Annotated in this window: 15 protein-coding genes and 1 pseudogene; 12 read left to right on the forward strand and 4 right to left on the reverse strand. The window is 59.0% G+C overall.

Annotation, left to right across the window (positions count from 1 at the left end; genetic code table 11):
• Positions 1-225 precede the first annotated feature (225 nt).
• The gene (locus tag NKH49_RS33520; RefSeq protein WP_352503878.1) at positions 226-525 is read right to left on the reverse strand and encodes a hypothetical protein; all 300 of its coding nucleotides are present in this window, start codon (positions 523-525) and stop codon (positions 226-228) included.
• A gap of 95 nt (positions 526-620) precedes the next feature.
• The gene (locus NKH49_RS33525) at positions 621-1,376 is read right to left on the reverse strand and encodes an SDR family NAD(P)-dependent oxidoreductase (RefSeq protein WP_352503877.1); all 756 of its coding nucleotides are present in this window, start codon (positions 1,374-1,376) and stop codon (positions 621-623) included.
• A gap of 190 nt (positions 1,377-1,566) precedes the next feature.
• On the opposite strand from NKH49_RS33525, the gene NKH49_RS33530 reads away from it, so the two are divergent.
• The 12 genes and pseudogenes from NKH49_RS33530 to NKH49_RS33585 all read left to right on the forward strand — a co-directional run.
• On the forward strand, positions 1,567-2,139 hold the full coding sequence (locus tag NKH49_RS33530) for a L,D-transpeptidase (protein ID WP_352503876.1): 573 nt from the start codon (positions 1,567-1,569) through the stop codon (positions 2,137-2,139).
• A gap of 199 nt (positions 2,140-2,338) precedes the next feature.
• Complete coding sequence (locus NKH49_RS33535; RefSeq protein WP_352503875.1) at positions 2,339-2,473, forward strand: ABC transporter; 135 nt, start codon at positions 2,339-2,341, stop codon at positions 2,471-2,473.
• 139 nt (positions 2,474-2,612) lie between these two features.
• On the forward strand, positions 2,613-3,185 hold the full coding sequence (locus NKH49_RS33540; RefSeq protein WP_352503882.1) for a hypothetical protein: 573 nt from the start codon (positions 2,613-2,615) through the stop codon (positions 3,183-3,185).
• Between the two features lie 200 nt (positions 3,186-3,385).
• Positions 3,386-3,973, forward strand: coding sequence for a protein-S-isoprenylcysteine O-methyltransferase (locus tag NKH49_RS33545; protein ID WP_352503881.1), 588 nt, complete (start codon positions 3,386-3,388; stop codon positions 3,971-3,973).
• Positions 3,974-3,984: 11 nt separating this feature from the next.
• A complete protein-coding gene (locus NKH49_RS33550; protein ID WP_352929879.1) occupies positions 3,985-4,764 on the forward strand; it encodes a hypothetical protein in 780 nt (259 codons plus the stop codon).
• Positions 4,764-5,651, forward strand: coding sequence for an SDR family NAD(P)-dependent oxidoreductase (locus NKH49_RS33555; protein WP_502893803.1), 888 nt, complete (start codon positions 4,764-4,766; stop codon positions 5,649-5,651). Before NKH49_RS33550 ends, NKH49_RS33555 begins: the two co-directional genes overlap by 1 nt.
• A 287-nt stretch (positions 5,652-5,938) precedes the next feature.
• Entirely contained in the window at positions 5,939-6,286 is a 348-nt protein-coding gene (locus NKH49_RS33560) for an ester cyclase (RefSeq protein ID WP_352539228.1), read from the forward strand.
• Positions 6,199-6,564 carry an ester cyclase gene (locus tag NKH49_RS33565; protein ID WP_352539474.1) on the forward strand — a complete coding sequence of 122 codons (366 nt, stop codon included), beginning with the start codon at positions 6,199-6,201 and terminating at the stop codon, positions 6,562-6,564. Before NKH49_RS33560 ends, NKH49_RS33565 begins: the two co-directional genes overlap by 88 nt.
• 324 nt (positions 6,565-6,888) lie before the next feature.
• A complete protein-coding gene (locus tag NKH49_RS33570) occupies positions 6,889-7,791 on the forward strand; it encodes an ArdC family protein (RefSeq protein ID WP_352929881.1) in 903 nt (300 codons plus the stop codon).
• Positions 7,792-8,605: 814 nt separating this feature from the next.
• On the forward strand, positions 8,606-8,872 hold the full coding sequence (locus NKH49_RS33575; protein ID WP_352875077.1) for a hypothetical protein: 267 nt from the start codon (positions 8,606-8,608) through the stop codon (positions 8,870-8,872).
• A gap of 633 nt (positions 8,873-9,505) precedes the next feature.
• Complete coding sequence (locus NKH49_RS33580; RefSeq protein ID WP_352539225.1) at positions 9,506-10,888, forward strand: adenylate/guanylate cyclase domain-containing protein; 1,383 nt, start codon at positions 9,506-9,508, stop codon at positions 10,886-10,888.
• Between the two features lie 50 nt (positions 10,889-10,938).
• Positions 10,939-11,175: pseudogene (locus NKH49_RS33585) on the forward strand (hypothetical protein); the annotation flags it as partial.
• Between the two features lie 240 nt (positions 11,176-11,415).
• On the opposite strand, the gene NKH49_RS33590 reads toward NKH49_RS33585, so the two are convergent.
• Both NKH49_RS33590 and NKH49_RS33595 read right to left on the reverse strand, forming a co-directional pair.
• On the reverse strand, positions 11,416-12,018 hold the full coding sequence (locus tag NKH49_RS33590; RefSeq protein ID WP_352767462.1) for a hypothetical protein: 603 nt from the start codon (positions 12,016-12,018) through the stop codon (positions 11,416-11,418).
• Positions 12,019-12,163: 145 nt separating this feature from the next.
• On the reverse strand, positions 12,164-12,550 hold a 387-nt coding region (locus NKH49_RS33595; RefSeq protein ID WP_352929884.1), incomplete at its 5' end, for a tyrosine-type recombinase/integrase.

Consider the following 12,550-nt stretch of genomic DNA (forward strand, 5'->3'; position numbering starts at 1 on the left):
AGGACCTTGCAGACCATCGACAACCCGTTCGGCACGAGGTTGTCACCCATGTCTTAAGTACAATCTGTTACCCATGTCTCCGGGTTGGACAAAGGTAGTGATGGTAGCGGGAGAGGGATACCGCCAATACAGTGCTGCTACTGAATTCACTTGCTAAATTGAGTCCCTGCGCCTGTTGGCGGTTCGAATCGCGTGCTGTGCGCCACTTTACGATTTTGCGCGATTTCATACCCTGCCGCGGACGGATGCCGCATCACGCCGCCGACAGCCGCACGTGGAACTTGCTGTCGGTTGCCGAAGATTGTGGCAATCCGGACAGACCCGTCGAAACAGGGTGTAGGCTTCCGCCTCCTGGGTCACAACCGCTGTTTGCAGGGTGGCCATGATCTTCTTGCCGTCGTCGATCGACAGGCCCAGGTCTCCTTCACGCAGACGCTCATCGCTTTTGTCGATCCGGACCTCTCGGCGACAGATGTCGCCGAATTCGTTCGTCCCTTCGATCGAAATCGTCCACTCCATTCCCATCACTACCTCCGAAACCAAAGAGATGGTGATGGCCCAGTCGACGCTAACAAATCGTGGCCGCGCTCACCCCAGAGAAGTTACCGGTCTCCACTGCACTAATGGGCGGTGTAAGCTCCGTCCACCAGATGGTAGCTCCCAGTGATAAAGCTGGCCTGGTCGGACAACAGGAAGCACACAAGAGCCGCTACCTCTTCCGGTTTCCCGCGCCTGCCCATCGGCTGAAGACCCGCCATGCGCCGGCTGGCTAATGCCTCCATTTGCTCCGATAAAAGAGGCGTTTCGATCCAGCCGGGGCCGACGACATTGATCCGGATGCCCATCCTAGCATATTCAATCGCCGCAACCTTGGTTAATCCAACGACCCCGTGTTTCGCTGCCGTGTAAGCGGACGCAGTTGGCAAGCCGACGGAACCGAGAACAGAGGACATGTTCACGATGGCACCTCCGCCTCGATCCAGCATCGCGGCGATTTCGTACTTCATGCTGTAGAAAACGCCATTGAGATTAACGTTTATCAGTTTGTGCCAGTTGTCGAGCGGATAGTCTGCCGTTGCTTTTCGAATGCCGTCGATACCTGCATTGTTTACCGCCATATCCAGTCCGCCGCATTTCTGGACAGTGAACTCGATCAGCTTTTCCACTGCTGCCGCATCCGTGACATCTACCGCAAAGTCGTAGGCCCTGCCTCCTTGCGAGCTTATTTCGGCGGCTGTGCAGCGCGCGGCCTCGGCATCAAGGTCGGCGACAACAATCTCGGCTCCTTCTTGCGCGAGTTGCCGTGAAACAGCCGCACCTATTCCGGAGCCTGCGCCGGTCACAATCGCGACTTTACCATGGAAGTCAGGCTTCATCGGCTCTGTCCTATGCCATTTCTGACATAACCGAACAGAGGCAGACGGTCATCGCAAGAAGTTTCGCTCCAATTCGCTTGTTTAATCCTGTGAATTCATTTTTGCCACCACACAGCGAGACTTGGCCCGCAGGCCTCGGAATGGTAGAGACGAGGGCGGCGGTAGATGACCAGTTTCCTAGCAGGTACAAATGGAAGAACACCACATTGCGCGCCGGGGGCTCGTGCTGGGTAGTCTGGCTCTGATGATCTCCGGATGCACGTCGATTTCATCCGCGTTCGGACCAAGGCGTGGCCTGAATCCTCGTTACCGACGGCAGCATGTGCGGTACGACGGAAACGAGCCGGCCGGAACGATCGTCGTCGATACTTCGCACCGTTTTCTCTATGCCGTCGAGTCTGACGGGTGGGCGACGCGCTACGGCGTTGGCGTCGGCGAGCAGGGACTTTCCTTCAAGGGTACAGCGACCGTCGGCCGCAAGGCGGACTGGCCGTCGTGGACACCCACCGCCAGCATGATGCAGCGCAAGCCGCGCCTGGTGCAGTATGCAGGGGGGGTCCCTGGCGGACCAAACAACCCGCTTGGTGCGCGTGCCCTTTATCTCTATCGAGACGGGCGCGACACCCACTTCCGGATACATGGTACAAACGAGCCATGGACGATAGGCACAGCGGTATCGAACGGGTGCATCCGTATGATAAATGACGACGTCATTGACCTCTACGACCGTACTCCTTTGGGCACGACGGTGGTGGTTGTTTGATGGTGGGCAGGCCTGATCTTCGTTGGATGGTGAACCCTGCCAGCACGTCACCGCAAAGGTGCCGCCGGCAACCGGGTGCCAACTGTGTCATTTCTGCACTAGGCGTTGGTGTAGATCGCAGCTAACTTCGTGGGGCTGCATATCGTTTTAGTTGTGGCGATTCCATAGGCTATTCCGCCCCCGGGGAAAGGATTGCTTGATGAACAGGATATTGATTGCAATGGTTGCTGTGCTCGCCGTTGCCAGCCTGAGCGGCTGCGCGAACGACTGGATCGGCAAAGGAAAGGGTAAGGCTCCGGCACCCGCTCCGGTAGAGCAACCAGTGATTAAGTAAGGACCGGCTTGTATGGGGAAGGGGTGCCAAGCCCTTCCCCATACATACGCAGCCGGGGCTTTGGCCGGCTTCATAGCGGTTGGCGAGCATAGGCCGTTATTAGGTCTGTGCTTTGTGAAGTTCGGGAATGGACGCGGCGATGACGCTTCTAAGTAGCCGTCTCTTGCTTGTGGCGTTGGTGGCCCTCCCGGCAGCGGCATGTCAGACGAAAGACCTGCCGCCCCAGCCGAATTTCGTATCTTATGCCGATGGCGGAGCTGCGCCTCAAAAAAACGACGAGCGGTACTTCATCGAGTTCCGCTCCCGCTACGCCCTAAGCTACGGCCACACCTACGCAGTTTTTGGGCGCCTGGACCGGGCCGGGAGAATGATCGATCCCCAAGTCGCGGGCCTTCACCCGGCTTCGAACAGTGCGGTTCCCTATGTTCTGGGCCATATCGTGCCGGTGCCAGCCGAAACCGGGTGGAGCGACGGTGATCTGGAAGAACCATACAGATCCGCAAGCTGGCAAATCATATTGACCCGGGCCGAATACGACAAAGTCGTTGCCTACATCCGCAAGCTGCAGGCGAGCTCGCATGTCTGGCAGGCGACGGTCTTGAACTGCAACGGCTTCGTGGCGGACATCGCTCATTCCATGGGATATAAGACTCCCGCCATTCAGCTCCGGCCGCAACAATTCATAACCGAGCTTCGGGAGATGAATACATAACCAAGATTCGAGGGATGAATGGGACCGAATGCGATCGGTACTGCCCCTCCGGCTTTCGCGTCTGCGGGCTAACTCGGAGAGGATCGCTGCGCCTGAAGGTCGGCCGGTGACGAAATCGAGACGATAGGTGAAGTGGCCATACTCAGGGGCAGCTGCTACAGTCGCGATCGCAGAAAGGGCGCTGGTGACCTGAAGTGAGCATTGCGGCAGCCTCACTTGGCGAGGTCATTTGGGTGATCGGCATCGTTGCTTGGTACGTGATTCGGTATCCCTTCGAGCGCCGGGCAAGGCGCGTGCGAATTGTAACTGGCTACCGCTCACGTTCCGACATCGTCGGGCTTGCATCTGCTCTGTTTGGCCTCGCAATCCTGCCTGCCTTCTATGTTGTCACCGGCATGCCCGCAGCGGCTGACCACCCGGCCAGCGTTTGGGCCGTGGCTCTCGGCACAATCATCTTCTGCTCCGCGCTATGGGTTTTTCGCAGATCCCATAAGGAACTTGGCCGGAACTGGTCGATTACGCTGGAGATTCGCGAACGGCATGAACTCATCTGCGCCGGACCATACGCTTTGGTCCGCCACCCGATGTATACCTCGTTCCTGCTCATGGGCCTCGGCCAGGTCTTTTTGCTGGCGAACTGGATTGCGGGCATATCGGGTTTGATTGGGTTCGCAGTCCTTTTCCTGCTGAGAGTGGACGAGGAAGAGCGTATGATGCTGGAGAATTTCGGCCCGCAATACCGTGCCTATATGGAAAAGACCAAGCGAATAGTCCCTTATCTTTATTAGAGGTACGTTTTATGCGAGGCCGAGCCCTCAAGCTTTCCGCGCCCCGGCGCCTTGTTGGCGATCTGATGAGGTTTTCGATCGGCGTGCCACGGGTCGCGGTGCAGCGTCAGATGAACCTCAGCCCACTCGTAAGGGCTAGAATGGCGCAACAGACCAGGCCCTCCTGGACCGCGATCTTCCTGAAAGGATATGCGCTTCTTGCCCTAGAGATGCCGGAGCTGCGGCGCGCCTATGTCAAGTTGCCCTGGCCGCAGCTTTATGAGTATCCGGCAAGCGTAGCCTCGATTGCCCACGAGCGCGAATATGATGGCGAGCCGGCCGTTCTGCTGAGCTGCATCAAGTGCCCGGAGCGCTACTCCATCACGGAACTTGAGGGATCCATCCATGCGGCTCGATCACGGCCGATCCTGGAGGTCCCGGAGTTTCGGCGTGCCTTGCGGGTGGCAGGTGCGCCCGCGCCAGTCAGGTGGCTGCTTATGTGGCTAGGGTTGAACATCGCCCGGCAAAGGGCAAATTACTTCGGTACCTTCCAACTGTCGGTCTATTCTGGTCTCGGTGCGGAATCACTCAACCCGCTGACACCACTGACCACGCTTCTGAACTACGGTCCGATCGGCAAAGACGGATCGGTGAATGTCCGCATCCACTACGATCACCGGGTCATGGATGGAGCGAACGTCGCACGAGCACTGGAGAGATTCGAAAAGATCCTGAACGGCACTGTCGCCACTGAAGTGATGCTGCTCGGTCAAGGAGTTTCCGCTCCTGCAAGACAGAGGAACGCGACGTGATTTCGCACTGTGAATACCGGCCAGCTATCGTCGTGATTGGCGGCTCGGGTGGAATTGGCCGGGCGATTGCGAGCGTCGCGGCAAGGGAGCGCGGTGCGGTTGTGCTGGTTGCCCGCTCGCCCGAGGGTTTGGCCGCCGCGGCGTCTGAAGTTAGGGAGGCGGGCGGCGAGGCATTCACGCTCGAGTTGGATCTCGTGGCAGGCGATGCGCCGACGCGCATGGAGGGCTTTCTGTCCACACACGGCCTGGTCTGTGATGTCCTGGTCAACAGCGCCGGCTATGGCCTGCGGGGCGCGACGACGGCGCTGCCTATTGATGATCAACTGGGCATCATCGATCTCAACATACATTCCCTCACAGAACTGACCCTCCATTTTCTGCCGGGAATGGTGGCGCGCCGACGGGGCGGGGTGCTCAATCTCAGTTCCGTGGCCGGGTTCGTTCCCGGGCCTTATATGGCTCTGTACTTCGCCAGCAAAGCTTTCGTGCGCTTCTTCTCAGAGGCGCTTCACCAGGAATTGCGCCGAACCGGTGTGACGGTCACATGCGTTGCACCAGGCCCGGTGTCGACGGAGTTTCTCGCAAGATCAGGCGCCAATCAGACGGCGCTCTTCAACATCTTGCCCAAGGTGGATCCGGAGTATGTGGCCGAACGGGCGTGGCGAGGGTTCAAATCCGGTCGTCGCCTCGTCGTACCGGGAATCTCGGGCAAGTTGGCTGCCCTTGCGGCAGCGCTCCTGCCTTCAGCAGCGCTGCTGCCCCTGGTCGGCCGGCTGCAACGCGGCGGCAATGATCAATGTCCTTGCGGTTCAGGTATGAAGTTCAAGAAATGCTGCGGTACCCGCCAGATTCAGCTACGCCGGGGCCCTCGGGGAATTATCCCCTGAAGGACCAGCACGCCCGCTCGCTATTTCAGAAGTCGCCGATGGTCTTGGCAACGACCAAACGCTTTCCACCTGAACCGTTGCTGCGCTCGTGCATGAAGTCCCTCTCGGCCAGCGAGACAAAAGCCAACCTTCCAGACCTACCGCCCTCCAAGCGACCGCCTCTCGGCGTGGCCAGCGCTCGTTCATCTACTCGACGCTTCGAGTCACAGGCGGCTCAGCACGGTCACTGCCGACGATGCAGCCTGCCAGCGAATGGAACCGGGTACAGCAGCCCATGTCCGATTCTGATGCCAATAAAGCCATCGTCCGCCGCTATTTCGATATGTTCCGGTGATCTGACCCAGCTCGCCGACATTGTTTCGCAGGACTATGGTGACAAGCTGAATGAACAATCCTCTGGCATCGACGTCATCCGCGGCTATCTCGAGGGCCTAAAGTCCAGCTTTCCCGATTTCACTTGGACCATCGAGCAGATCATCGGCGAGGGCGATCGGGTGGCGGTCATGAATCGCGTCAGCGGCACCCAGGTGAAAATGACTTCGGTGAGATCAAGGCGACCGGCAATCGCGTCGATTTCGCTGCTTTTCAATTCTATCGGATCGCCGACGGAAAGCTCGCCGAGCACTGGGAGGTAGCCGACTTCGCCAAGTTCCAGGAGCAGCTGACCGCCAAGCCGCCAGGGAGTGCCTTCAATGCTTTTCATGCCTTGGCAGTTATCTTAAACTTCCACCGATTGCGCCGCACTTCCTCAGCTACACCAATGCCAGCTTTCCCGTACGCAGTGACCTCGCATGGCCTCAGGGAAGGCGCATGCGGCGCAGCAAAAACCGGAACAGCGACCGAACCCGATTACGGCGCCGGATTCTGGGCGCGTACTGCTTCGCTGAAGCTACGCAGGACCGGGCTCTCGTAAACCGAACTCCGGCTTCGCCACGCTACGCCGGGATTTCGGCCATCCGGCTTCCATCCCTCGCGCAAGCACGCCCTTTCAGGCCGTGACCTGAACGGGCCGTTTCGGCCCGTGCAACCTTTTCTCTTTTGATCCGGGGCTGCCGCCCCCTGCCGTCAAGGCCGGGCGCTATTCGCGTGAAAATCAAAGGCCGTGTGCTCACTCCGCTGTGGGCCGCACCACCCTTTGATTTTCAGCCTTGACCGCATTCCGCCCGCTCATTGGCGCGGGGCCTAGTCCGGTTGCAGCAGCAGCTGCTGCGCAACCGTAAACTAGGAGGAAAAACCAATGAAAGCAGATGTTTATGAGAAGGTGACGGCGAGCATTGTTGCCGAACTGGAACAGGGCCTGCGCCCATGGCTGAAGCCTTGGAACGCGGAGCACGCCGCCGGGCGGATTTCGCCGCCCTTACGTCATAACGGCGTGCCCTATCAGGGAATCAACATCATCATGCTTTGGTCGGTAGCCATGGCGCAGGGCTTTGCCGCGCCGATCTGGATGACCTTCAAACAGGCGCAAGAGATGGGCGCGCATGTCCACAAGGGCGAGAGGGGCAATCTTGTCGTTTATGCCGACCGTATCCGCAGGACAGAGAAGGACGAAGCGACCGGCGAGGAGCAGGAGCGGGATATCCCGTTTATGAAGGGCTACACCGTCTTTAATGTCGAGCAGATCGAGGGCCTACCGGCGCAATTCTATGCCCCGGCGGAACAGCGCCTCGATCCGGTAGCACGCATCGAGCATGCGGAAACTTTCTTCGCCGCGCTGCGCGCCGATATCCGTCACGGCGGCAATCAGGCCTATTACAGCATGGGCAGCGACCATGTGCAGATGCCGCCGTTCGAGACCTTCCGCAATGCCGAAAGCTATTACGCAGCGCTGGCGCACGAGTGCACGCACTGGACGCGCCACCCCTCGCGGCTGGAGCGGGATTTTGGCCGCAAGCGCTGGGGCGACGAAGGCTACGCGATGGAAGAACTCGTTGCTGAACTTGCTTCGATCTTCCTGTCCGCCGATCTCGACCTGACGCCCGAAACCCGGCCCGACCATGCCGCCTATATCGGCTCATGGCTGAAGGTGCTTAAGAACGACAAGCGGGCGATCTTCACCGCAGCCAGCCACGCGCAGCGCGCCGCGGATTTTCTTCACGGCTTGCAGGAAGAAGCCGGCTTGCTGGAGGCCGCGGAATGAAGCGGCCCGAGACCATCTGATGTGACCCCACCGTCGCACAAGGTCGGCGATAGCCTTCTGTTTCCTTCTGTCGACCTCAACCATGGTCGAGGATAGAACCTCCTGCCGAGAAGATTTGTTCCTTGGTTCCTTGGAAGGCGGGAATGTTGGTAGAAATTTCTGAGCGGGATCGGATAACTGGCTGGCGCAAAGAGTGCCCTCTCGGGGTTGAACCAGTGGGTTGCCATGACGCTATTCGTGGAGGTCGAACGCGACAAACAGGCCAAAGGCTGGGCAATCTCTACAATAAGCTCGACCGGCGCGCAGTCACTTTCCACTTGCGGCCCGTCTCGGCGCACCACTGTAATGGTCTCTTTGACGGAGATGATTTGACCGCGACGGGCTTGTAGGATCAGCTCTTCAACAATCTCGTCGGCAGTCACGTTGCTGGGTCGCCCGTTCGTAAGAACGCTCATCCGAGGCCTCCACCTCAGCGATAACCCCGAGCTTGGCCCGCCGGGTCATGACAGGCACCTACGCCCAACTGCCCTTTCCGACCCCAGCGCCGGATCCCGATATGTGCCACGCGAGTCCTTGCTGTTGTTGTCCGGCTGTTTGCGCTTGTCACATGTCAATAGCCACAGCCGCGTGACCGCGATCCTGGTTCATTGAGGTCGAACGGTCCGTAAGAAACGCCCACTCCGAATCGTTCTTCCGCGCGCCTTTAACGAAATAATTGACAGTCCAACCGAAACGGCGCTCCGTCGTTCGACGGGATGGATCTTGGCACTTTTGGTTGATGCCGGGCCTTCGCCGTTACGATAGGGAGGATGCAATGCCGACAGTCATTGGCTACCATAACATCACAAAGGGCACAAAACACTGGCTCGACTCGCCGAAGCGCAAAGAGCTTTTTGGTCCGCTCGGCGTGACCAACATACGAACATTTGTAGATCCACAAAATCCGACTCGGGTGGCCGTTCTCATGGACGTTCCGGACATGGACGCCATGATGAAAGCTATGCAGAGCAAGGAAGCCGCGGATGCGATGGCCTTCGATGGAGTGGTTCCAGAGTCCTTGGTGATCCTGGTCGAATCGTAAAGGTGATTGCTCCGCTGGCCAAGCTTAGGTTTGGTCAGCGATGGTGCGGTTCCAGTCATTCTGGAAAGCGCCCATTGTTGGCGTAGAGCCCGCTGGCCACTGGCTTCAAGAGCGGGCCCTGCGCGTCAGCGCCGACGTTGGTCTCGGTCGCGCCAAGGTCAGCCGCTACAGCTTGCGCAACCTAATGCCGGCTCAAGTCCGCAAATCAACTATTCCGCGCGTTCACGCTGGACTTCCGCTTGCCACCCCAGCCAGTCGTTATGCTCATTTCGGGCTTGCTCCGGCTCATGTGTTTGAACCAGCGGGACGCGCCATTGACGGAAGTTCGACGATTAGAGCGAGATGATCCGCTTCCCGCGCTGATTGCGGGCGTACATCGTTGCTGCGTGGTTGTTGCATCTGGACTAAGCCCGATTCTGCTCTGCGAGGACACCAACACGATCCGCGCCGTGATGAATCCTCGTTGTCCGCTCAGCAAGCGGTCGCTGCCGATGCAAGCGGTCTTATGGTCCGGTCCCCGCAACGAAACCATTTCGGCTTCGTCGGTGCTCGAATTTTGCATGATTCTATTGCCTGAGCCGATTGGTGCTACACTGGCAAGCCAGTTAACGCGACGGACCTGTGTTCGGTGATATGACCAAAGTAACCGCTTTACCCGACAGAGTGGGTTTCGACGTGGCCGCAGATGAGACCTTGCTTGAGGCGGCTCTCAGATCGGGCGTGCCATTTGCCCACGCATGCGGCGGCAGGGCGAAATGCTCGACATGCCGCGTTTGGGTTCTCGACGGCATTGAGGCTTGCCCGGACCGGAATCCGGACGAAACCCTGATGGCGAACCGGTTGAGATTGGCCGATGAGGTTCGGCTGGCCTGTCAGCTCAGACCGGAAGGCGAGCTTCGCGTCCGACGCCTGGTGCTAGACGAAACCGACATGATGATCACCAGCCAGCTTGGCGCTTCTGCCGCGACGCGTTGCGGCGAAGCAAGGCATGTTGCGGTCTTCTTCAGCGACATTGTAGATTTCACAGCGCTGTCGGAGCGGCTTTCCCCCTACGACGTGATGTATCTGCTCAATCGTTACTTCGCCCAGGTCGGCGACATCATCGAGCAGAATGGCGGTTTCATCGACAAACTGATCGGCGATGGCCTCATGGCAATATTCGGCATCGACGACCAGCCCGACGCTCCGCTCCGCGCCGTGAACGCCGCACTTCAGACCCTCGCCACAGTTGATCGTCTGAAGCCGTTCTTTGCCTCGATGTATGGCATCGATTTCGATATTCGCATCGGCCTCAACTATGGCGAAGCCGTCATCGGCACATTGGGTTTTGCTGGACACAAACGTCTCACGGCCATCGGCGACATTGTAAATCTGGCCAGCCGGGTCGAGGCCGCCAATAAAGATGCCGGTACGCGATTGCTGATATCCGAGGCCCTCCGCGACCAGATCGCCGACAAGGTGGAAATCGGCGACTTCGTCAGGGTACGCCTTCGCGGTACCGGCGAGCGCACAAGCCTGTTCGAAATCGTCAGGCTGAAGCCCGAAATTGACGCCGAGCTGAATGCCAGACGGCCTCGCGAAACCATCCGTCAGGGCGGCAGGAGGTGGATTCGCGCTTTCGCCGAAGACGAGCTTCAGCCCCACGAACGCCGGATTCTCGATTTTGAAGATTACGACATCGTCGTCGTTCGCGGATCCGATAGCTATTGCGCCTTCAACAATGCCTGCCCGCATCTTCATCTGCCGCTCTACGAGCGCCGAAGTTCCGCTCAGGCCGAAAAGCTGAAGCTCCCACACATGGAGAGCACGATCACCGCAGATCTTGGCCTGGTCTGCCGCTGGCATCAGAGTTGTTTCGACCTGCTTACCGGCGAAATCAGGGAGTGGGCGAAGTTGGAGCACGATGGTACCAGGGCGGGCCTTGAATATTTGGGTGACATTTCGAAAAACCGCGCAAAGCTGATCGTATATCCCTGCCGAAAGCAGGACGGCTTTGTGTGGATCGGGCTCGAGTGAAAACGGTCCAATATTTCAGTTTTTCCGTCGCGGTCCCATGTCGCCCCTCTCTGAGGGACCTTCACTTTCTCAACTCTTCCGGCATCAACCTGCTGGCGAAATTTGCCATCGAGGTGCGCAAGCATCCCGATGTTCGACTCGTCGTGCGTGGAACGCCCGACATACCCTGGCAATCGAAAAATCGAAAATCAATGTCGAACCTGAAGAAGCGAAGAAGCGAAGAAGCGAAGAAGCGAAGAAGCTGCATCCCGCTCTGGACTGACCAGGCCCCGGACTGCGTGAGCTAGCGGCAATCCGGATGGCACATGCCAGTCGGACGGTGCAAGGCGCAAGTGCGCCGCACCGAGCGAGATATGTACGCCAAGATAAGTATTAGCCTGAATATCTCAAAGTGAGGGGTGCATCGGCCCCGAGAATCTGAGAAACTGCTTTTGCAACAAAGAGTCATCAGATCCAAGGACGGGGTCCGATGCACCCCTCACTTTGAGATATTCAGGCTAGCTGGTCGCTTGGGGCGGTGCTTCATTTTACCAGCCGGCTAGCTCTGGCAGATCGTCAAGCCAGCTTTTCTCTGGCATCGAGGCCTCGCCGGCTAGCGGCGCAGCCTCGGAGGCGTTGTGAATGAGCCAGTCCATCCACTTTCGATAAGCGGACGGTGCCAACTCGGGCGGCAGCACCTTGGCCTTGGCCAGCATGCGTTTGCGAAAACTGACTTGCCTGCGCAGTTTGATTGACGTGAACTTGATTGACTTGCCCTGGTATTCAACCGTCCAGCGCCCATCTCCGTGGCTGGTGAGCCTGTCGATGGCGAAATCGGCGTCGACCGGCCTGTCTCGCCAGGGAAGCTCGATGGCATTCTTCCTCAGATTGAGTGCCCATCGCCTGTAACTGGCCCCGGCACGCCGGGGCGGCAGCACGCCAGCCTGTTCGAGTATCTTCCTGCGGAAGGCAGGCTGCTTCTTGAGCTGGCCGGTCGACAGCTCGATGCGATGCTCACGGAATTCGACGTGCCAGCGGATCCTGCCATTGCCGAAATACTTCACCAACCTGTCTATGACGAACTCGTCATCGGAAAGCATCACGCACCCCTGCTTGATACTTTCGAAAATGTACTGGCTATCGGTGGGCATGACGCGCCTCGTGCAGGACCTTTCAGAAGCTCAGAGCTGCAACACCTTGAGCTGCTGCAGGCTCAGATGCCCGGCGTGGGAGACCCGGTATCCGGGGCCGGCAGCACGGAAGATATCGGCGACCTCCAGGTCGGCGCGCACCGGTTCAGCCGGACGGCGTCTTGCCTTCCATGAGGGCCATCAGCCGGTCGAGCGGCCCTGCGACCGCGTGGATCGTCCGGGTCGAGACCTTGGTGTAGAGCGCTGTCGTTTCGAGCTTGCTGTGCCCGAGCAGCACCTGGATGACGCGGATGTCGACATCCTGCTCGAGCAGGTGGGTGGCGAAGCTGTGCCGCAGCGTATGCGGGCTGACGCGCTTGCGGATGCCGGCGACTTCGGCGGCTTCCTGAACCGCGCGATGGAGTTGCCGCGACGAGATCGGATCGGTGCAACTGCGCCCCGGGAACAGCCAGCCATGCGGAAGCATCACCCCGCGACGCCTGCCTTCGCGCCACCACACCCGCAGCAGTTCCAAGAGTTGCGGCGAGAGCAT

It is taken from the genome of Mesorhizobium sp. M1088, from assembly GCF_040318575.1.
GTDB lineage: Bacteria > Pseudomonadota > Alphaproteobacteria > Rhizobiales > Rhizobiaceae > Mesorhizobium.